The organism is Rhizobium sp. WCS2018Hpa-16, from assembly GCF_031843705.1.
GTDB classification, from domain to species: domain Bacteria; phylum Pseudomonadota; class Alphaproteobacteria; order Rhizobiales; family Rhizobiaceae; genus Agrobacterium; species Agrobacterium tumefaciens_C.
This window is the reverse complement of the sequence record NZ_JAVTIX010000002.1, coordinates 722,114-742,646: the sequence shown is the minus strand read 5'-3', so window position 1 is coordinate 742,646 and position 20,533 is coordinate 722,114. Positions and strand designations below refer to the sequence as shown.

Below are 20,533 nucleotides of genomic sequence, written 5' to 3'. Positions count from 1 at the left end.
CAAATGTTCCCCACGGCCCCTGACGGGCGGCACCGCTTCAAGCGGCCCGCCCCATCACCCTATCAATACGGCGCTTCGACCTTGCCCGTTGCCACATACACGGTCTTCAACTCGCTATAATGACTGAGCGCTGCTGCCGAATTTTCGCGGCCGAAGCCCGACTGCTTGGAGCCGCCGAAGGGCATTTCCACCGGGCAAAGATTGTAGGTGTTGATCCACAGCGTGCCTGCCTCCAGCTGATCGACAACACGGTGGGCGCGGGACATATCGGCAGTAAAAACGCCGCCTGCGAGGCCAAATTCCGTGGCGTTGGCGCGGGCGATGACTTCTTCTTCGTCATCAAAATCCAGAACGCACATCACGGGTCCGAAGATTTCCTCACGCGCAATGGTCATGCCATCGGTCACATCGGCAAACACGGTTGGCTGCACATACGCACCCTCACCCGCAACGTGGTTGGGAATGCCGCCGCCGGTGATGAGCGTCGCGCCCTCGGCCTTGCCCTTCTCGATATAACCCAGCACCTTTTCCTGCTGCGCTTTCGACACCAGCGGGCCGATCTGGGTTGCTTCATCCATCGGGTCACCAATCACCATGGCGTCGGTGCGGCTTTTCAGGTTTTCGAGGAAACGCTGCTTTGCACCGCGCTGCACGAAGACGCGGGTGCCATTCGAGCAGACCTGACCGGACGAGTAGAAGTTGCCCAGCATCGCGCCGCCGACAGCGCTTTCAATATCTGCATCGTCAAACACGATGAGCGGAGACTTGCCGCCCAGTTCCATGGTGACATGCTTGAGGTGACCGGCGGCGGCGGCAGCCACCTTTCGGCCTGTCGGCACCGAGCCTGTCAGCGAAACCTTGGCCACGTCAGGGTGGTTGACGAGCAGCGGGCCGGTCTCGCGGTCCCCCTGAATGACGTTGAACAGGCCCTTGGGCAGACCGGCCTCGATCAGAATTTCAGCGATCTTCAACGCGCCGAGCGGTGTATTTTCCGATGGCTTGAAGACCATGGCATTGCCTGCAACCAGCGCAGGAGCCGCCTTCCAGCAAGCGATCTGCTGCGGGTAGTTCCACGCGCCGATGCCGACGCAGACGCCGAGCGGCACCCGCTTGGTATAGGCAAAATCGCCGCCCAGCGGAATGTAATCACCGTTGAGCGCCGAGGGCGCAATGCCGCCGAAGAACTCGAAGCAATCTGCGCCTGACGTCGCATCCGCAACGATGGTTTCCTGAATCGGCTTTCCGGTATCCAGCGTTTCCAGCTCGGACAGTTCGCGGTTGCGGGCCCGAATGATATCTGCCGCACGGCGCAGAATGCGGCCACGTGCCGTGGGGCTCATCGCCGCCCATTCCTTTTGCGCAGCCTTGGCGCTGGCAATGGCGCGCTCCACAATGGCGGGCGTGGCGGCATGCAGCCGTGCAACGACTTCGCCGGTTGCGGGATAAATGCTTTCAAACACAGTGCCTGCACTATCTTCGACGTAATCTCCATCGATGAAATGCGATGCTTTCGGCTGGGCTTTCAGTGTCATCTAAAGGTCCTCAAAGAATACGAATGGACGGCTTGGCGTCGGAAAAGGGTTTGAGCTGGGTGTCGAAATAATTCTCCACCAGAGCGGGCGCAGATGAATGGCCAAGCGGCGCGGTGTGCAGGCTGTGGCGGATATAAAGACCATCGATCAGGGCAGCCGCGCCTTCGGCAATCCGCGCCGCATCATCTGGCGGGCAAAGGCGGTTGAGACTATCCATGATGTTGGAGCGCAGACGCCGTGTGTAGATGACCAGCAAGCGGCGCATCTCTTCGGAACGCTGCGCCTCCATGTAAAAGGCAAGCCATGCGGCAACCGTGTCATCGGAGAATTGTTCGCTCTGAAACGACACGCGAACGATGGCGCTGAGCCTTTCACGCGGCCCAGCCGCCCGGCTCAAGGCCGCAACGGCATCCTGACCCAACGCCCGCAGCAGGCTGCGGATGGTTTCCAGAAGAAGCTGCTGTTTGCTGCCGAAATAATGGTGCGCGAGTGCTGCCGATACCCCTGCCTCGCGGGCAATATCGGACATGGTCACGTTCAGCGACCCATTCTGGCCGATGGCACGCAATGTGGCATCCATAAGCGCCTTTTTGCGCAGCGGTTCCATTCCAAGCTTCGGCATCATCGATCTCCTAGACCACCAATTTATTATTGATTGATTGATCAATCAATAATAATTTTCATGACGCCTCCGGCCTTCCCCATCGCGTCCAGCAAAAAGAATATTTCCCTTGGGAACGAAAAGCACACGCGGTTGTTTCTTCTCGTGGACGCACGCATGTGCTAATATTTCGATATTCAAATTCGCAGAGGATTGACCACCCGCGGATGTATAAAAAGGTCGTTGAGGGACATGCTTGAGATGATCGAGAGCGTCCCTAAAACAGGGAGAAACACGATGCCGATGGTAACAGTATCCATTTCCCCGGAGCAGGCTGCAAAGATGCGCGAGGCCGTTGATTGTGGGGAATACGCCTCTGGAAGCGAAGTTGTGCGCGCCGCGTTGCGGCTTTGGTTTGACACAAACAGCGCAACAGGGCGTGCAAGGCGCGTACCAGCAGAGACGGGCGAACATATGAATGTCGCCGATCTCTATGCCGCTCACGCTCTTAAAAAACACGGCTAACTATCTGCACGCGTTCGCAATTGCTGTTTTAGCGCGTCGCCGAGCTGTCATAAATATTTCAACAAAGCTTCATCAACGCGAAAGTTTTTGTTGAGGACTCTTCGCCATTCTCCACGCCTAAAAGTGCCCGCAAAATTATAAAACAGGGCGCAGTGGAGAGAATGAGCATGTCGACGGCAATCGACCCTGATGTGATCAGGCGGTTCGCAAGCGGGCAGATCGCGTCCATGGCCAAGCTGGTTCTGGAAACTGCGTTTCAGCCCATCGTAGAGGTCACAACCGGATCTGTTTTCGGCTATGAGTCGCTGATGCGGGGGTTTGACCGAATCGGATTTTCCAATCCGCTGGAGCTTCTGGACCAGATCGAGGCAGACGGCCAGCTTGTCACAGTCGAGCAGATGCTGGCCGGACGTGCGCTGGCAAAGTTTTCAACACTCACCGATTTTCAAACGGCGACCCTTTTTCTCAACCTTGATGTGCGGCTCATCCCCCATGGCGACCGCATTCTCGACAAGCTTCTGGAACATCTCGCCAAGGCATCCATCCCGCCATCATCCATCTGCTTTGAACTGTCAGAACGTTTCGACAATACCAGCGTGCCAGAATTTGCGGCGCTGATTGCCCGGATGCGCAAGGAAGGCTTCAAGCTGGCCATCGACGACTTCGGCGTTGGCCATGGCGAAATGAAACTGCTGTGCGAATATCCCGTCGATTATCTCAAGATCGACCGCTATTTCATCGAGGGCGTGGACCGTAATCCGCGCAAGCGGCATCTGGTCAAGAACATCGTCAACATCGCGCATGTTCTGGGTGTGCGGGTCATCGCGGAAGGCATTGAGACCGAGGCCGAGTTTCTGGCCTGTCGTGAACATGGCGTTGACCTCGTGCAGGGCTGGTTCATCTCCCGCCCCACGACCTTCGTCAGCGAATTGCAGAGCGCCTTCCCGCATCTTCAACATTTGGGCGAGACACGCCGCAGCAGCCAGACGCTGGATGAGATCCTCATTCGTCGCCAGATCGAACGGCTGCCGACCGTCTATGAAAACGACACGATCGACAGCGTGTTCGAGCTGTTTCGCCGCAATCCGGCACAGGCTTTCTTTCCGGTTCTCAACGCCAATGGCGAGCCGCGCGGCGTCATCAACGAACACCATCTCAAGGAATATATCTATCAGCCGTTTGGGCGCGATCTGCTGAAGAACAAGGTCTATGAGCGGACCATTTCTCACTTCGTCGATGGTGCGCCGATTGTGGGGCTGGATGCCGATGCCGACCAGTTGATGAACGTGTTTGCCAATACCGGCGGCAGCGCCTGCGTGATCCTGACGGAGAACATGCGCTATATCGGCGTGGTTTCGGCGGCATCTCTCATCAAGGTCATCAATGAGAAGCAGTTGAAGCTGGCGCAGGAGCAAAACCCGCTGACCGCCCTGCCCGGCAACCGCGCCATCAGCAACTTCATTGAAGACAGTTGCAGCGACAGCGATGAAGACAGGTTCTTCTGCTATTGCGACTTCGACAATTTCAAACCTTTCAACGACAAATACGGCTTCCATGTCGGCGACCACTCGATCAGCCTGTTTTCGGCGCTGATGAAACGCTATTTCTTCTCCGGTGATTGCTTCCTCGGCCACATTGGCGGCGATGACTTTTTCATCGGCGTGCGGGACTGGACGATGGATGAAGTCACCGAAATTCTCGAGCGTCTGCTCGGTGATTTCCATGACGATGTGGTCGATCTCTATTCCGAAGAAGACCGCGCGGCCGGGCTGATCCTGGGTCACGACCGGTTTGGCAATGAGCGGGAATTTGCCTTGCTGCGCTGCTCCATCGGCGTTCTACAACTGCCTAAGGGGCTGATTATCGGCAACCCTGAACGGATCAGCAGCGAGATTGCCGCCATCAAGAAAGCCGCAAAGGAAAGCGAGTCCGGGCTGGTGATCCGCACTTACGGCGCATAGGGCTACGCCAAGAGAATTGCCTTCGCGGCAAAACGCCTCCTTCCATATTAGCGGCGTCTCGAATAGGTTTCCGCCACTGAAACAAAAGGAGGCCCGCCATGACTTTGCCCGAGACGATGCGATTTGTAGACCTGCCAAGCTTCGGCGCGCCTGAGGTGATGACCTTTGCAACCGGCCCTCTTCCCACGCCAAAGCCGGGTGAAATTCTGGTGAAGGTGCAGGCGGCAGGCATCAACCGGCCGGATGTAGCGCAGCGCCAGGGAGCCTACCCGCCGCCGAAGGATGCCAGCCCGGTTCTGGGTCTGGAAATTTCCGGCGAGATCGTCGCGCTTGGCGATGGCGTTATCGAATTCAGCATTGGAGACCATGTTTGCGGCCTCGCCAATGGCGGCGGATATGCGCAATATTGCGTGATACCGGTGGGTCAGGCACTGCCCTTTCCCAAAGGGTATGACGCGGTGAAAGCTGCCGCCCTGCCCGAAACATTCTTTACCGTCTGGGCCAACCTCTTCCAGATGGCGGGGCTGACCGAAGGCGAGAGCGTATTGATCCACGGCGGCAGCAGCGGCATCGGCACGACGGCCATTCAGCTTGCCAAGGCTTTTGGCGCAGAGGTTTACACCACGGCTGGCTCAAAAGAAAAATGCGATGCCTGCGAAAAGATCGGCGCTAAACGTGCGATCAATTACCGCGAGGAAGATTTCGCCGAGGTCATCAAGGCCGAGACCGGCGGCAAGGGCGTGGATGTGATCCTCGACATGATCGGCGCATCCTATTTCGAGAAAAACCTGGCATCACTTGCCAAGGACGGCTGCCTGTCGATCATCGCTTTCTTAGGCGGCAACATCACCGAAAAGGTGGATCTGCGGCCCATCATGGTGAAGCGCCTGACTGTAACAGGCTCCACCATGCGCCCACGCACCGCAGACGAAAAGCGCGCCATTCGTGACGAGCTGGTATCGGAAGTCTGGCCGCTGCTGGAAGCAGGCACCATCGCCCCCGTCATCCACGATGTCATCGACTTCGACCACGTGGCAGAGGGACACCGGTTGATGGAATCCAGCAACCACATCGGCAAGATCGTGATGCGGGTTTCCTGAGCCAGCGGCGCGGAAAGCTCTGGCGGTTTCTCCGCCTGAGCTTTTGACGGTTGGCCCTTGCAATCTCGCCGAATCGTATTACCTTCTACTCATGTTCAACGTAGTGAAAGGAAGGTGATCCAATGTCTAATGAGATTTCGGTCTTCGTAGCAGGCAATGGAAAGGATTTGATTTTGACGAGGCAGCCCTCGGCTTGATCCGCCTTCCAGCGGGACGTTGCTAGACGTTTCCAGGTCTGAAACAAGACCAAACTCATGGAAGGGCCGCCACAAGCGGCCCTTTTCCTATTTCTGGCTTTAGGCGCAAGGCTTACTTGCGGAACACTTTCCAGCGGGTTGGGCGGAAGCGGACTTGGTTGCCGACGGCCACTGTGGCATCGAGCGGCACTTCGATTTCCAGATGATGGGGCTCGTGGCCATTATTGGCGATATCGATTTCAGCGATGCGCGTTCCCGCCAGACGGCGACAAATCGTGACCTTGCCATAGAGAGCATCGGCATCATCGGTCAGAACCACATCTTCCGGGCGGAAGAACAGCTCTCCATCGCCTTCGCAGGCATCGCGCAGGCCGATATTTTCACCCTGAAACAGCATGTGGCCATCGCGGACCGTGACCGGCAGGTTGGAGGAATCCCCGATGAAAGAGAACACGAAGGGCGAGTTGGGCGTATCATAGACATCATCGGCGGTGCCCACCTGCTCGATCTTGCCCTGGCTCATGACGACCACGCGGTCTGCCAGCTCCAGCGCCTCTTCCTGGTCATGGGTCACGAAAACCGTGGTGTGGCCGGTGCGATCGTGAAATTCACGCAGCCAGCGGCGAAGCTCCTTGCGCACCTTGGCATCCAGCGCGCCAAACGGCTCATCCAGCAGCAGAACTTTCGGCTCAATGGCGACGGCACGGGCGAGCGCCACACGCTGGCGCTGACCGCCAGAAAGCTGGGTGGGATAGCGTTTCTCAAGGCCTGACAGATGCACCATATCCAGCAGATCGGACACGCGCTTGCGGATTTCAGACTTTGCCGGGCGCGTCGCGGATGGCCGGACTTTCAGGCCGAACGCGATATTGTCAGCCACCGTCATGTGGCGAAACAGGGCATAGTGCTGAAACACGAAGCCGACATTGCGTTCCTGAACCGTGCGATGGGAAGCATCTTCATCGCCGAAGAACACTTGCCCACTGGTGGGCTGTTCCAGACCGGCGATGAGGCGCAGGAGCGTGGTCTTGCCGGAGCCGGAGGGGCCAAGCAGCGCAATCAACTCGCCGGAGCGAATATCCAGCGAAACATTGTCCAATGCCGGAAAGCGATCAAACTGCTTGGTGATGTTGGTAACTTTGACGTCCATGGACATGCCCTTCAATGCTTGCCGGCGGCGTTGCCCGCGCCAAAGCGTATTTCAAGAATGGTTTTGAGAACAAGCGTGACCAGCGCAAGGCCCGCCAGCAATGTTGCCACCGCAAAGGCCGCGCCGATATTGTACTCGTTGTAGAGGATTTCGACATGCAGCGGCATGGTGTTGGTTTCGCCCCTGATATGGCCTGAGACCACAGACACGGCACCGAACTCGCCCATGGCGCGGGCGTTGCACAGCAACACGCCATAGAGCAGGCCCCATTTGATGTTGGGCAGGGTAACGAACCAGAAGGTCTGCCAGCCGGATGCACCGAGCGATATCGCTGCCTCCTCATCGCCCGTTCCCTGATCCTGCATCAGCGGGATCAACTCACGCGCAACGAAGGGAAAGGTGACGAAGATGGTGGCGAGCACGATGCCCGGCACGGCAAACAGGATTTCGATGCCATAGCTTTTCAGAAACGGTCCGAGCACACTGTGGGATGAAAACAGGATGACGTAGACCAGGCCCGAAATGACTGGCGAGATGGAAAATGGCAGGTCAATCAGCGTGATGAGAAATGCCTTGCCCTTGAACTCGAATTTGGCGATGGCCCATGCGGCGGCCACGCCGAAGACGACGTTGAGCGGCACCGATATCGCCGCAACAAGCAGCGTCAGGCGAATGGCCGAGAGCGCATCCGGCTCGATGATCGATTCCCAGAAATATTCGCCACCCTTGCGGAAAGCTTCCACAAAGACCGCGACCAGCGGCAGAACGAGAAAAAGCGCCAGAAACAGGAAGGCTATGCCGACCAGAACGAGCTTTGCCGGAAAACCTTCGCTTGCCGGATCTCGGAAGGGTTTGGACGAGAGTGTGCGGGCTTGATCAGGCATAACCGTACCTCTTGCGGCTCCAGGCCTGAATGAGATTGATGACGAACAGCATGGAGAAGGAAATGATCAGCATGATGGTGGCGATGCCGGTGGCGGCGGGATAGTTGAATTCTTCCAGCCGGATCACGATCAGAAGCGGTGCAATTTCAGAGACATAGGGAATGTTACCGGCGATGAAAATGACGGAGCCGTATTCCCCCACCCCACGCGCGAACGCCAGCGCAAAGCCCGTGAGAATGGCGGGCAACAGACCGGGAAGTAGAATGCGGGTGATGGTCTGGAAACGGTTTGCGCCAAGCGTTGCAGCAACCTCTTCCACCTGCCGGTCGATCTCTTCCATGACCGGCTGCACCGTGCGCACCACGAAAGGCAGACCGATGAAGATGAGCGCGATCACGATGCCGGTTGGTGTAAAGGCGATCTTGATGCCGAAGGGCTCAAACATCTGCCCCACCCAGCCACGGTTGGAATAAAGTGCCGTTAACGCAATGCCGGCAACGGCGGTGGGCAGCGCAAAGGGCAGGTCCACGATAGCATCCACGAAGCGGCGGCCGGGAAAGCGGTACCGCACCAGCACCCAGGCGATAAGCACGCCGAAGACGGCGTTGACGAGTGCCGCCAGAAACGCTGTGGTGAAGCTGATGCGCAGGGCATTCAGCGTGCGGCTATCTGTTAAGATGGCGAAGAACTCTGCGAGGCCGAGCTTTGCAGTGGACCAGACCAGACCGCCAAGCGGGATGAGAATGATCAGAAACAGATAGGTGATGGTGTAACCAAGTGTCAGGCCGAATCCCGGCAGGACGCTGGATTGGCGCCACTTCCACTTTGTGGGCGATTGCGTATTGCTCATCAAGGCTCCGGGTATATGGGGGCCATCCTCAGCCGCCCTCCTATGCGCCATCAACCGGCCTCAAGGCCGGTTGATCGTGTCTTCGGTCCGAAAAGAGCGTGGTTGCCCTGTTCGGAGTGGCCCATCATCCGCTTAGTTGGCGGGCTTGTAAATCTGGTCGAAGATGCCGCCATCACCGAAATGCTCCGGCTGCGCCTTGGCCCATCCACCAAACTGCGGGTCATCAATGGTGACGAGCTTGATGTCAGGCAGTTGCTTCAGCAGATCCTTCGAAACAACGGAAGGATTGGACGGACGGTAAAAATGCTTGGCCGCAATATTCTGTCCCTCGTCGGAATAGAGATATTGCAGGTAAGCCTCGGCAGCCTTGCGGGTGCCCTTTTCATCGACATTCTTGTCCACTACGGCCACCGGCGGCTCTGCGAGAATGGAGATGGGCGGAACGACGATTTCAAACTCGTCCTTGCCGAATTCCTCACCAGCCAGATAGGCTTCGTTTTCCCATGCCAGCAGCACATCACCGATTTGGCGCTGCGCAAAGGTTACGGTGGAGCCGCGTGCGCCCGTATCGAGCACCGGAGCGCGCTTATAGAGGTCGCCGACATAGGCCTTGATCTTGTCCTGATCGCCCTTGAACTCTTCGTTTGCCCAAGCCCAGGCCGCGAGGTAGTTCCAGCGCGCGCCGCCCGATGTCTTCGGGTTTGGCGTGACGATCTGGATATCGCCCTTTACCAGATCACCCCAATTGTGGATGCCCTTGGGGTTGCCCTTGCGAACGAGGAACACAATGGTGGATGTGTAAGGCGCGGAATTGTTCGGCAGGCGCGAGCGCCAATCGGCATTGATCTTGCCGCTGTTCTTGACGATAGCGTCAATATCGCTCTGAAGTGCCAGCGTGACGACATCGGCCTCAAGACCATCGATCACCGAGCGAGCCTGCTTGCCAGAGCCGCCATGCGACTGCTGGATCCTGACATCCTCGCCGGTATCGGCTTTCCACTTCTTCGCAAAGGCTGCGTTGAAGTCCTTGTAGAGTTCTCGCGTCGGATCATAGGAAACGTTCAAAAGCTTGGTATCCGCTGACGCCGTTGCAACTGTTCCCAGTGTGAAAGACAGGCTTAGCGCAATCGCGCTCAGGCTGGAAAGAAGTTTGGACATCGATACCCTCCTTATGGTGCGCTTCTAACACTAGCGGGAAAGCCCCGACGGTCAATCAGGTCAGACGCAATCGCAAAAGTGTTTCCATTGCAGTTGCTTAACCCGCAACAAACACGCCGCCGCACTGCCAAACCACGCAACAGGGCGCGTGGAAAACAAATGCGACGCGCAAAACCAGTTCGGATTTTACCCATTTTTGCGCTCTGAATTCGGATATTTTTTGGTCGATGGAATTTTTTTGCCGACTTGTGCCAGTCCGCCAGCAACTCTTGATATGTCCACGTGACATCGTCTTGCGATCTCGGCGGACCATGCGCCGTTGGGCGTCTTTTGCGCAGATTGACCGCACACGAGAGATATTTGCTCTCTCTCCATGCGCACAAGAATAGCCATTCCTGTCCAAGCGGGGCGAATTCAGGGATATTTTGTTTAACAGTGTATGGAACCCGCGAAATGACCATCAGCACCTCGCAGCATGAATTTTCCAGCCATAATATCGCATCGCTCGACGGCCAACTCGCCAGCCTTGATCTGGAAGGTCGGCTTGCCTTTGTAGCGGGTCTGGGTGGACGAACCGTTTTCACGACCAGCCTTGGCATTGAAGACCAGGTGATAACAGCCGCCATTGGCACGCATCGTTTGCCAGTTGATGTCGCCACGCTGGAGACGGGACGTCTGTTTGCCGAGACGCTTAAGCTCATCAGCGAGACGGAAGACCGTTACGGCATCACGATCGAGCGCTTCTGTCCCACCCAGGATGATATTGATGCCTATGCGGCGAAATACGGTCTCAACGGCTTTTACGACAGCGTCGAAGCCCGCCATGCCTGCTGTCACGTGCGCAAGCTTGTGCCGCTGGCCAAGGCGCTGGATGGTGCAAGCTTCTGGGTAACGGGCCTTCGCCGGGGGCAATCGGGCAACAGGGCAACCACGCCATTTGCGGAATTTGATGCCGAGCGTAATCTGATCAAGATCAATCCGCTTGCGGACTGGGATATTGAGCGCATCAACGCGCATGTCGCGGCGGAAAACATTCCCGTCAACCCGCTCCACGCGCGCGGCTACCCATCCATTGGCTGCGAACCCTGTACCCGCGCCATCAAGCCCGGCGAGGCAGAACGCGCTGGCCGCTGGTGGTGGGAGAATGACGAAAAACGCGAATGCGGTCTGCATGTGGCCGAGGCATCCCAAGCCTCCACCATCCCAACCGCCTCACAACGATCCTAGAGATTTCGATTTATCAGAGTGCCGGAGTTTACAATGACCAAAGCAGTTCCGGAAACGGAAGGCAGCAATGTCACTACACCAAAGCAGCCGCTCGACCCCCATCTGAAGGCGCTGGAAAACGAAGCCATTCACATTTTCCGCGAGGTCGCGGCAGAATTCGACCGTCCGGTCATGCTCTATTCCATCGGCAAGGATTCGTCCGTACTGCTACATCTTGCGCGCAAGGCATTCTTTCCCGGCCGCATTCCCTTCCCGCTGCTGCACGTCAATACCGGCTGGAAGTTTAAGGAAATGATCACGTTTCGGGATGAGATCGTCAAGACATACGATCTGGACCTGATTTCCTACACTAACCCGCGTGGCGCCAGCGAAAATGTGACGCCGTTTAGCCATGGCTCGGCGCTCTACACCGACATCATGAAAACGGAAGCGCTGCGACAGGCGCTGGATGCGGGCAAGTTCGATGCCGCCTTTGGTGGTGCGCGCCGCGATGAGGAAGCCAGCCGCGCCAAGGAACGCATCTATTCCTTCCGCACGCCAGACCATAAATGGGACCCGCGCAACCAGCGCCCGGAACTGTGGAACATCTATAACGGCATGGTTCGTCAGGGCGAAAGCGTTCGCGCCTTTCCGCTGTCCAACTGGACCGAGGTCGATATCTGGCGCTACATCCAGGCGGAGAGCATTCCGCTTGTGCCGCTCTATTATGCCAAGAACCGCCCTTACGTGGAGCGCGATGGCATGATGATTCTGGCGGAAGACGAGCGTCTGGAACTTCAGCCGGGCGAAGTGGTGCAGGAAGGCATGATCCGCTTCCGCACATTGGGCTGCTTCCCGCTGACGGGCGCCATCAATTCTCATGCAACCACGCTGGATGAGGTGATTTCCGAGCTTGAGATCGCCACCGTTTCCGAGCGGCAGGGCCGCGCCATCGACCGTGACCAGTCCGGCTCCATGGAAAAGAAGAAACGCGAAGGATATTTCTGATGACCCAGACCAGCACGGCGCAATCCGCCACTATTCTGCCCTTCGTGGAACATGCCAAAGCCGTGAAAGACACCCGCCCGCTGCGCCTCATCACCTGCGGCAGTGTGGACGACGGCAAATCGACGCTGATTGGCCGCCTGCTTTGGGACACCAAGGCGGTGAAGGAAGATCAGGCCGCCACATTGCACCGCGACAGCGGCAAGCAGAACGATCTCGGCCTGCCCGATTTCGCGCTGCTTCTGGACGGTCTTCAGGCGGAACGCGAACAGGGCATCACGATCGATGTTGCCTATCGCTATTTCGCAACCGACAAGCGCGCCTTCATCGTGGCCGACACACCCGGCCATGAGCAATATACCCGCAACATGGCAACCGGCGCATCGACGGCCGATCTGGCTGTTCTTCTGGTCGATGCCCGCACCGGTATTCTGGAACAGACCCGCCGTCACGCAACGATTGCAGCCCTGATGGGCATTCGCCAATTCGTTCTGGCCGTCAACAAGATCGACCTGACGGATTACGACAAGGCAGGCTTTGAGCTGATCGCCCACGACTTCCGCGAGTTTGCACTATCGCTGGGCATCAAGCAGATTACCGCCATTCCCATGTCGGCGCTCAAGGGCGAAAATGTCGTGCATTCCGGCAAGGCCGCCATGCCATGGTATGAGGGCCAGACGCTTGCCGAAACGCTGGAACTTGCGACATCTCGCTCAACCCAGACCGGCGGCTTCCGCCTTCCCGTCCAGCGCGTTTCTCGCCCCGGCGAGAGCTTTCGCGGCTATCAGGGCACGGTTGCCGGTGGCGCCGTCAAGCCGGGCGATTCCGTCGTCATCCTTCCATCGGGCATGGTCGCCAACGTCAAGCAGATCGTGACGTTTGATCTGGTGCGCAATGCCGCCGTTTCCGGCGATGCGATTACGCTTGTTCTCGACCGTCAGGTGGATGTTTCGCGCGGCGACATGATCGTCTCCATCGAAGCACAGCCGCAGACGGGCCATGCCTTCGATGCGCAGATCGTGGCGCTTCAACCCGGCGGCATTGAGCCCGGCAAGCGCTACTGGCTGAAAAGCGGCAGCCGCCGCCAGCGCGTGAGCGTGCAGCCAATAACGCAACTGGACTTGAAGAACGGCCAATGGCTTGCCCACACCGATACGCTTGCCATGAATGCCATCGGCAAGGTGCGCCTGTCCTTCGACGAAACGGCGATCTTCGACCCTTATGAGCAGAACCGCTCGACGGGCTCGTTCATACTGATCGATGCCGACACCAACAACACCGTTGCTGGCGGCATGATTTTGAACAGACGCACCGATACGGGCAAGATTGCGCAGGGCGAACGGGTGATCCTTTCCCTCCCCGCCGATCTGGCCGAGGCGCTTCTGGCGAGCGAACAGCTTTCCAGCCGCCGCGACGAGATCGAGCTTCGCCGCACAAGTTCGGCAGCGGCGTCTCGCCTTTTGGACCAACTGGATTAGGCCAGAAACAAAAGGAGGCGCCGGATTATCCGACGCCTCCCTAAGATCAATGCCTATTTCGACTGCCTAAGCGGCATTACGATGAGCGTTTGACGGAAAAAGAGCCGCCTTCCATATTTCTTACACTGAGCGTGCTGCCATCGGCGCTGAGTGAAACATAATCGATGTTTCCACCATTCCACTTCATTGCGCCCGTTCCATTCGCCATCGGGAACCACGCACCCGCCTTTGTACCACCAGCCTCGAATGAGAAGTTGCTGGCGAAGTTAATTTTTTGACCGGTGTCTGTTTCCCAACCGCCCGTAAGCGGACCAAGCTTGGGGAAAAATCTCTCCGTGCCTGAAATATTGGTGATGACACAGGCAATACGATCTGGCCTGCCCGGACGGGTTATGGTTGCTACCAGGCGGTAGTCCGGAGAAATTGTCTTGAACAATGCAAGCCACTGACCGGGATGGAAAACAGAGCAATGGCTGTGTCCATCATCATAGCAGGCAATCACGTGATAGTTGAAGCGTGCCGCTTCATGAAGCTTTTTAATCAGCGCCGGCAAGGCATGCGGTTCGAAATGCTCGAGAACATCTGCCGAAACACAAACGCTTCCGTTTGGAATCTCATCCTTTAGAACGTCTGTTGTGCGGAACTCGACATTGTCAGGAATGACCGCGAGCTGGGGCGCGCGCGCCCAATCAAGACCGACGACATTGGGAACGAGCGGAGCGATCTTGCGTAGGAAGCGGCCATTTCCACAGCCGACTTCGACTACGACCTCAGGCTTGACGGACGAGATGACGTCGCAGTGATCGACCAGCCAATTGTTGTCCTGATAACCTCGGTCATGATCGTGCAGGCGCTGATAATCATTGGCCGTGCGGTTTTTGTGAGCGAGTGTCGGGTCCATACCTGCGGCATAGGCCGAACTCATGATCTCCACTTCCACCTGACGCTTCAACTCTGGCGATCGCATCGCTGTCACAGCCATTTCCGCATAGGCAGAATATGCTGAGCGAATGGTTCCACCGAGTACAGCTTCACCAACGCTTGCGGCCATGCCTCCCTCATGCAGGCGCATAGCGACTTCTGTCGCGGCGGCAATTGCATTCGCAGATGCTGGAGATGACGCTTCCTGAGACCCGGACTGGGAAGCCAGCTGCTTCTCAAGCCGAGCGGCCAGTTCAACGGCCTGTGTCGCCACCTCGCGCAGACGTGCAGTCTCGGCTTGCGCCTCAGCCAGGGACGCGCTGAGCGCACTTCCCTCATGAGATGAGGTTGCGTCCCTCTCGCTTGCGCCTGACTTCACAACGGCAGATACGCCCACCAAAGCACGGCTGACCTGCCGCTCTATGGTGTTGGTATCGTAAATCGAGAAGCAGCATTGCTCGAGATAATAGTTCAGAAACTGCGCCATCCATGCGGCGTTATCGGGAAGCTCTGGAGCAAATGCGGCATCGAGTTCTTCAAGCGAAGAAATCGACGTCGTCGCAAGCTCATACTCGCTTGATGCGAAGGAGAACACCGGCTTCAAATACATCAAAGCCTCCATTCCCACGCCGGAATTTGCAACGATGACAGCACGGCAGCCTTCAAGGTGCTGATGGATGGAAGCATTGGATATGACGACGGAAGAGAATGCCTTTTGCACTTCTCCCAACACCTGAGCGACCACAGAAGACCGGCACAAAGGATGCCGCTTCAAAACCAGGGCGTAGCCGCTCTGTTGCGCCATCTCGGCTGCACGAACAATGACGTCAAACGGGTTCAGACGGCAGAATTCGCTGACAGGATCATCGATAAGCTGCAACGGGAAGTAAACATAGGGCCGATCAAGCGTGAAAGCCTCTGCCGACTGGCTGTATTTCGACGCATTACGAATGCGCAGCTTTTCTTTCAACTGCTGAACATAGGCAAGGCTTGCATTTGGCTCGCAGCCCCTGATGCGAGACATATGGGAGGCCGGGAACTTTGCGAGCGAACTCCAGCCGGAGAAGCCGTTCGGATCGAAGGAGTACCAGCCAGCGATAGGCGTTTCCTTGATGCGCCAGACATTCCGTTCTGTACCAATGGAATGATAGGAAAAAACGACGCCATTCGGACGCGGGCGGCGCGGAACGTCATGCATTCCATGGGCCACAGGCTTCAAGTGAACATCAATGGGACGCGATGCGAGAACGCTGCACAGTTGCGAGAACATCGCGCGGTGACGCTCACCATCGAGCTGCGACGGAAACCAGGTGACCGGCACCTCAAGATCGACCGGAATTCTATCGAGTTCCGCTGCGGCTAGCGGAGAATGCTGGGACATCAAAGTAACAGGAGAATTCATTCTTACCACCAATCCTATTTGCAGCGTCTTTACCTGCAGAAAATACAGCCTTGTTTAATGCTCTAGTCTTGCCCCGAACTGGCGAATTCCATCAGATAAACTGGTCGAGGTAGGTGGAAAGATCGAAAGCTGCATCTTTTCGCGCAAGAGGCTCGCCGAAGCGTGGATCAAAGCGAAGCCAGGCGCGCGGGCCATCGTCACGCGTGGGGATTTCGCGGGTGATGCGGTCTTTCAACGCCTGCGGCAGGAGTTCAACGATCTCGTTGCCAACGATCGGATCCAGGATGATCGGCAGGTCGCTGAAGGCGGCCGCTTCTTTCGCCGCAACAACGAGGCCGGCGATTTTCCTGATCGTGTCGCTTGTCGTATCCTTCAACACCACGGTCTGGTAGGCAGCCATGCGGTTGTAGAGAATGTAGGCTTCTGGCCAGTTGCGAGCATCGATATGCAGTCGCAATGCAACGCCCTGTCTGTGAAGCATGAATTCCGTCAGACGGCGGAAGAAATCGTCACGCTCATGCGTGGATGGCACCTTGTCCTTCCACATCTGCGCCGCCAGATACTCGATGCCACCGCGATAGGTATCCCATTGGAACATGCACTCGTTGTTGCCCTGCTGCATTCTGGGGTCGTCAGAAATGGCAGTTACGCGCGCAAACGGCTCGGGCATGAAGAGAATGTCGGCCTTGTCGAGCGCGCGGGCGGTATAAAGGTAAGCCCAGAAAATGAATGGGGTCGCACTGGATATGGATTTCGCCAGCACATCGCGACGAACAATCAGAAATTCTGGAAAGACATGGTGATTGAAGACGAAGCTGAGGAGTGACGAGAAATCGCCCCTGGAGTGGCGGGTTGGGCCCGGTATACGATAGAAGGGGCCGATATCACGTTGACCGCCCCGCGCGTCGACCAACAACCACGGCGCCTGCACCATGCCGATGCCGGGCTCGGCCTCCATGATCTCGACATATTGCTTGACCTTTTCCGGGATCAGCAGGTCATCATCGCCCAGAAACACGGCGTAGCGGCCGCGCGCGCGGCGCATGGCAAAAGCGTAGTTGCTGACGAAACCGGAATTCTTGATTCTTCTGTACGGGCTGACTTCGGGAATATCCGCCAGCGTCTTGATGTAGTCAGCGGTGCCATCGGTCGAGCAGTCATCGACCACAACAATCTCGAATGACATGCCAAGCCTGCGGAACCATTCCAGATGGAAATTGATATTCCTCTCAAGCAAAAACTGCCTGTTATAGGTCGGCACACATATTGAAAGCAGGATTTCTGAACTGGACATTGCGACGGCCGCCTGTTGCATGACGAGTGAACATCAATCAACGGCAAAATTCACACTGACAGCGGCCAACGCGCTGGGCCGTAGTCACCGGGAAGCTTCAAGCCCGCAGACGGATGCAAGGTGAGTCTTTCTACTCTGCAAGAGCCACCCTTTTAAAAGAAGCTTTCCAGATATCCTTGACGGTATACAAGCCTCGGCTTTCGCGAAGCTTATGTATCACCCACCTACAACGGCGTTCTGGATGGCAATATTTGGCTCTCGGATGAGGCTGAAGACCGCAAGCAACTTCAAGCGAAGTCTTAGCGATGCACTTAAAACAAAACGGCCACGCCGTAGTGTATAAACCTGAGGCATGGCCGTATTGATCTTAATTCGCTAGTGGCTGCGATGATTTACAGCCCGGTCTTCGACTAGAAGAAGAACATATAGAGCAGGACGATAACGACGAGGGGCACACCCATTGCCCACAGAACCAGACCTTTTAACATGATAGTCTCCTTTATACCTGTGGAGCTAACGGAACTCAGGGGCAAAGGTTCCTTCTAGGCGTATCCCGGTCGCGTGATCCTGCCGCTTCAGGGCGCGATCGTTACAAAAAAGCAATTGTGGCAAAAAATATTCATTTGGGCTGATGTCGGCACTGCCGCACCGTCGTAAATCTGCTAGGGGACATCATCTCCCATCTCTCTGACACCGCTTACAAAGGAAATTTCCATGCGTTTTCGCAGCTTAACATTGGCAGGGCTGGCGATTGCCCTTTCCGCCTGCACCACGACCACACCTTCATTGGCACCTAAAAGCGCTGTTGAAACGCGCTGGGTCGGCCAGTCTGCAGGCGTGTTCTTTGCCAAGTTTGGCCCGCCGCTGACTGACGTCACCAATGGCAGCACGACGACCTACACATGGCGTGGTGGTTTCAGAAATGCGAAGATCCCTGCCAAGTTTGAAGAAGGCAAGGACGGCAAGCGCGGACGCCAGATTTCGCCTGCACGCAATGCCAGCCTTTCCTGCACAGTGCAGATCGTTGTTGGCGGCGACTACAAGATCAATTCCGTTCGCACCGTTTCCGACCGTCCCGGCGTCAACGGCCCGAGCTATTGCGCAGAGTTTCTCGCAGGCGAATAAGGCCTAAGCCACTGCTTCTCAAAGCCCGCCGATTTTTGGATCAGGCGGGCTTTTTTGTGGCTATTGTTTGGTCTGCGCCGACGCCTGAAAAGGCCGATATTCGCAAAAAGGCAAGGTCGCACATCAGATATGCGCACAGCGCAATCCTTTGATTTCAATCGATTAGATGCCTGTTGGTTTCTGCCGCAACGCCGCTTGCATCCATTAAGGCTATCAGGCCTATGATACGGAAAAATAAGGCAAAATGTCGCAGTCTTGGGTTCTGAAACGCCGTGTGCGAAATTTTTCACGGGAAGCTGCATTTTCTGAGCTTACGTAAGCCGGGGCTGACCCTTGGCCCCTCCCCGAGTTGTCTTACAGCTATCGATGCGTTATTGCGCCGCACAAATTGAAGATTATCAATTAGTTTAGGAAAAGACGTGAGCAGAAACGACAAGGGCAAAGGCCTGACAACCGAATTCTCGAACAACGACTTTACCATGAACCGCCGCCAGGTGCTTGGCACAGCGTTTGCGGGCCTTGCGGCTGCCGCGCTGCCGGGCGCGCCTGCACTGGCGCAAGCTGCTGACAAGCAGGTTGATGTGCTGTTGATTGGCGGCGGCATTATGAGTGCGACGCTTGGCGTTTGGCTGCACGAACTGGAGCCGAACTGGTCCATCGAAATGCTTGAACGCCTCGACGCGGTGGCACTGGAAAGCTCCAATGGCTGGAACAATGCAGGCACTGGTCACTCCGCGCTTGCCGAGTTGAACTATACGCCAGAAACCGCCAATGGCGGCATCGACATTTCCAAGGCCATCGAAATCAACGAGGCTTTCCAGATTTCGCGTCAGTTCTGGGCATGGCAGGTGCGCAATGGCGTTTTGAAGAACCCGCGCTCCTTCATCAACCACACTCCGCATATGAGCTTTGTCTGGGGCGAAGAAAACATCGCCTATCTTGAAAAGCGTTATGAGGCGTTGAAGGCAAGCCCACTTTTTGCCGGGATGCAATATTCCAGCGACCCAGAACAGATCAAGAAATGGGTTCCGTTGATGATGGAGGGTCGCGACCCGAACCAGAAAATCGGCGCAACATGGTCTCCGCTGGGCACCGACATGGAATTCGGCGAAATCACCCGCCAGTTCGTTGCTCACCTGCAAACGCAAAAGTCTTTCAACCTTCAGACATCAAGCGAAGTCACCGCCATCGAGCGCAACACCGATGGCACATGGCGCGTGACATACAGCAACCTCAAGGATGATTCCGAGCGCACGGTTGATGCCAAGTTCGTCTTCGTTGGCGCAGGCGGCGGTGCAATCCATCTGTTGCAGATGTCCGGCATTCCAGAAGGCGAAGCCTATGGCGGCTTCCCGGTTGGTGGCTCGTTCCTCGTCAACGAAAACCCTGACGTGACCATGCTGCATCTGGCCAAGGCCTATGGCAAGGCATCGGTCGGTTCTCCGCCCATGTCGGTTCCTCACCTCGACACGCGCGTCATTGGCGGCAAGCGCGTCGTGCTGTTTGGGCCATTCGCGACCTTCTCCACGAAGTTCCTGAAGGAAGGCTCTTATTTCGATCTGATGACATCAACCACGATGAGCAATGCGTGGCCAATGATGAGCGTTGGTATCGACGAATATCCGCTGGTGGAATATCTGGCCGGTCAGTTGATGATGTCTGATGACGACCGTTTCGCTGCGTTGCAGGAATATTTCCCCGGCGCCAAACAGGGTGAGTGGCGTCTGTGGCAGGCGGGCCAGCGCGTGCAGATCATCAAGCGCGATGCGGAAAAGGGCGGCGTGTTGAAGCTCGGCACCGAAATCGTCAGCGCCAAGGATGGCAGCATCGCGGCTCTGCTGGGTGCATCTCCAGGCGCATCGACTGCGGCTCCCATCATGCTCAACGTGCTGGAGAAGGTTTTCAAGGAGAAGGTCGCTTCGCCAGAGTGGCAGGCCAAGATCCGCGAGATCGTTCCAAGCTACGGCACGAAGCTGAACGCAGACCCCGAAAAGGTCATGCAGGAATGGGCTTACACAAGCGAGCACCTGCAGCTTCCGACCCCGCCGCAGATCGACATGGCAGCCATCAATGCAGCCCCCGGCGCTGGCGTTGGTGAGCCAGCGGCACAGCGCCCAGACATGGCGCTCTAAGCCAGCATCAGC

At 56.9% G+C, this 20,533-nt stretch carries 16 protein-coding genes; 8 read left to right on the top strand and 8 right to left on the bottom strand.

The annotated features are described in order from the left end of the window. Positions 1-62: 62 nt before the first annotated feature. Positions 63-1,526 (bottom strand): betaine-aldehyde dehydrogenase, encoded by a 1,464-nt coding sequence (gene betB, locus RQI55_RS09620; RefSeq protein ID WP_243256990.1) that lies wholly within the window; start codon positions 1,524-1,526, stop codon positions 63-65. A 16-nt stretch (positions 1,527-1,542) separates the two neighbouring features. Continuing rightward, positions 1,543-2,154, bottom strand: coding sequence for a transcriptional regulator BetI (betI, locus tag RQI55_RS09615; RefSeq protein ID WP_243256489.1), 612 nt, complete (start codon positions 2,152-2,154; stop codon positions 1,543-1,545). A 276-nt stretch (positions 2,155-2,430) separates the two neighbouring features. Between betI and RQI55_RS09610 the strand changes: the two genes are divergently transcribed. From RQI55_RS09610 to RQI55_RS09600, 3 genes are all read left to right on the top strand, one after another. Continuing rightward, a complete protein-coding gene (locus tag RQI55_RS09610) occupies positions 2,431-2,658 on the top strand; it encodes a type II toxin-antitoxin system ParD family antitoxin (RefSeq protein WP_243256490.1) in 228 nt (75 codons plus the stop codon). A gap of 161 nt (positions 2,659-2,819) precedes the next feature. Further along, positions 2,820-4,619, top strand: a complete 1,800-nt coding sequence (locus tag RQI55_RS09605; protein WP_192063589.1) for an EAL domain-containing protein — start codon at positions 2,820-2,822, stop codon at positions 4,617-4,619. A gap of 98 nt (positions 4,620-4,717) precedes the next feature. Then, positions 4,718-5,719: an NAD(P)H-quinone oxidoreductase gene (locus RQI55_RS09600; protein WP_243256492.1), complete on the top strand. Its 1,002-nt coding sequence runs from the start codon at positions 4,718-4,720 to the stop codon at positions 5,717-5,719. A gap of 309 nt (positions 5,720-6,028) precedes the next feature. On the opposite strand, the gene RQI55_RS09595 is transcribed toward RQI55_RS09600, so the two are convergent. The 4 genes from RQI55_RS09595 to RQI55_RS09580 form a co-directional block, all read right to left on the bottom strand. Then, positions 6,029-7,066: a sulfate/molybdate ABC transporter ATP-binding protein gene (locus RQI55_RS09595; protein ID WP_042618443.1), complete on the bottom strand. Its 1,038-nt coding sequence runs from the start codon at positions 7,064-7,066 to the stop codon at positions 6,029-6,031. Between the two features lie 11 nt (positions 7,067-7,077). Further along, positions 7,078-7,950, bottom strand: coding sequence for a sulfate ABC transporter permease subunit CysW (gene cysW, locus RQI55_RS09590; protein WP_243256493.1), 873 nt, complete (start codon positions 7,948-7,950; stop codon positions 7,078-7,080). Beyond that, complete coding sequence (gene cysT, locus RQI55_RS09585) at positions 7,943-8,800, bottom strand: sulfate ABC transporter permease subunit CysT (RefSeq protein WP_243256494.1); 858 nt, start codon at positions 8,798-8,800, stop codon at positions 7,943-7,945. The genes cysW and cysT overlap by 8 nt, the downstream gene beginning before the upstream one ends. Positions 8,801-8,932: 132 nt before the next feature. Beyond that, complete coding sequence (locus tag RQI55_RS09580) at positions 8,933-9,958, bottom strand: sulfate ABC transporter substrate-binding protein (protein WP_243256495.1); 1,026 nt, start codon at positions 9,956-9,958, stop codon at positions 8,933-8,935. A 453-nt stretch (positions 9,959-10,411) separates the two neighbouring features. On the opposite strand from RQI55_RS09580, the gene RQI55_RS09575 reads away from it, so the two are divergent. Genes RQI55_RS09575 through cysN form a run of 3 tightly spaced genes read left to right on the top strand, consistent with a single transcriptional unit; the run spans position 10,412 to position 13,647 of the window. Further along, positions 10,412-11,185 carry a phosphoadenylyl-sulfate reductase gene (locus tag RQI55_RS09575; RefSeq protein WP_243256496.1) on the top strand — a complete coding sequence of 258 codons (774 nt, stop codon included), beginning with the start codon at positions 10,412-10,414 and terminating at the stop codon, positions 11,183-11,185. Between the two features lie 33 nt (positions 11,186-11,218). Next, on the top strand, positions 11,219-12,172 hold the full coding sequence (gene cysD, locus RQI55_RS09570) for a sulfate adenylyltransferase subunit CysD (protein WP_042618220.1): 954 nt from the start codon (positions 11,219-11,221) through the stop codon (positions 12,170-12,172). After that, complete coding sequence (cysN, locus tag RQI55_RS09565; protein WP_243256497.1) at positions 12,172-13,647, top strand: sulfate adenylyltransferase subunit CysN; 1,476 nt, start codon at positions 12,172-12,174, stop codon at positions 13,645-13,647. The genes cysD and cysN overlap by 1 nt, the downstream gene beginning before the upstream one ends. 76 nt (positions 13,648-13,723) lie before the next feature. Here the strand turns inward: cysN and RQI55_RS09560 are convergent, their stop codons facing one another. Further along, positions 13,724-15,970 carry a hypothetical protein gene (locus RQI55_RS09560; RefSeq protein ID WP_311272511.1) on the bottom strand — a complete coding sequence of 749 codons (2,247 nt, stop codon included), beginning with the start codon at positions 15,968-15,970 and terminating at the stop codon, positions 13,724-13,726. A 91-nt stretch (positions 15,971-16,061) separates the two neighbouring features. Further along, positions 16,062-17,264 carry a glycosyltransferase family 2 protein gene (locus tag RQI55_RS09555; RefSeq protein ID WP_162196028.1) on the bottom strand — a complete coding sequence of 401 codons (1,203 nt, stop codon included), beginning with the start codon at positions 17,262-17,264 and terminating at the stop codon, positions 16,062-16,064. A 714-nt stretch (positions 17,265-17,978) separates the two neighbouring features. Here RQI55_RS09555 and RQI55_RS09550 point away from each other — a divergent pair. Together RQI55_RS09550 and mqo are read left to right on the top strand one after the other, a co-directional pair. Then, positions 17,979-18,389, top strand: a complete 411-nt coding sequence (locus RQI55_RS09550) for a hypothetical protein (protein ID WP_243256499.1) — start codon at positions 17,979-17,981, stop codon at positions 18,387-18,389. A gap of 479 nt (positions 18,390-18,868) precedes the next feature. Further along, the gene (gene mqo / locus RQI55_RS09545) at positions 18,869-20,521 is read left to right on the top strand and encodes a malate dehydrogenase (quinone) (protein ID WP_082249905.1); all 1,653 of its coding nucleotides are present in this window, start codon (positions 18,869-18,871) and stop codon (positions 20,519-20,521) included. The last annotated feature ends 12 nt before the right edge of the window (positions 20,522-20,533 follow it).

What these genes read in the sequence shown, in the direction of transcription:
- betI (WP_243256489.1), bottom strand. Translation starts at nt 2,154, where the DNA reads ATGCCGAAGCTTGGAATGGAACCGCTGCGCAAAAAGGCGCTTATGGAT.
- RQI55_RS09610 (WP_243256490.1), top strand. Translation starts at nt 2,431, where the DNA reads ATGCCGATGGTAACAGTATCCATTTCCCCGGAGCAGGCTGCAAAGATG.
- RQI55_RS09605 (WP_192063589.1), top strand. Translation starts at nt 2,820, where the DNA reads ATGAGCATGTCGACGGCAATCGACCCTGATGTGATCAGGCGGTTCGCA.
- RQI55_RS09600 (WP_243256492.1), top strand. Translation starts at nt 4,718, where the DNA reads ATGACTTTGCCCGAGACGATGCGATTTGTAGACCTGCCAAGCTTCGGC.
- RQI55_RS09595 (WP_042618443.1), bottom strand. Translation starts at nt 7,066, where the DNA reads ATGGACGTCAAAGTTACCAACATCACCAAGCAGTTTGATCGCTTTCCG.
- cysW (WP_243256493.1), bottom strand. Translation starts at nt 7,950, where the DNA reads ATGCCTGATCAAGCCCGCACACTCTCGTCCAAACCCTTCCGAGATCCG.
- cysT (WP_243256494.1), bottom strand. Translation starts at nt 8,800, where the DNA reads ATGAGCAATACGCAATCGCCCACAAAGTGGAAGTGGCGCCAATCCAGC.
- RQI55_RS09580 (WP_243256495.1), bottom strand. Translation starts at nt 9,958, where the DNA reads ATGTCCAAACTTCTTTCCAGCCTGAGCGCGATTGCGCTAAGCCTGTCT.
- RQI55_RS09575 (WP_243256496.1), top strand. Translation starts at nt 10,412, where the DNA reads ATGACCATCAGCACCTCGCAGCATGAATTTTCCAGCCATAATATCGCA.
- cysD (WP_042618220.1), top strand. Translation starts at nt 11,219, where the DNA reads ATGACCAAAGCAGTTCCGGAAACGGAAGGCAGCAATGTCACTACACCA.
- cysN (WP_243256497.1), top strand. Translation starts at nt 12,172, where the DNA reads ATGACCCAGACCAGCACGGCGCAATCCGCCACTATTCTGCCCTTCGTG.
- RQI55_RS09560 (WP_311272511.1), bottom strand. Translation starts at nt 15,970, where the DNA reads ATGAATTCTCCTGTTACTTTGATGTCCCAGCATTCTCCGCTAGCCGCA.
- RQI55_RS09555 (WP_162196028.1), bottom strand. Translation starts at nt 17,264, where the DNA reads ATGTCCAGTTCAGAAATCCTGCTTTCAATATGTGTGCCGACCTATAAC.
- RQI55_RS09550 (WP_243256499.1), top strand. Translation starts at nt 17,979, where the DNA reads ATGCGTTTTCGCAGCTTAACATTGGCAGGGCTGGCGATTGCCCTTTCC.
- mqo (WP_082249905.1), top strand. Translation starts at nt 18,869, where the DNA reads ATGAACCGCCGCCAGGTGCTTGGCACAGCGTTTGCGGGCCTTGCGGCT.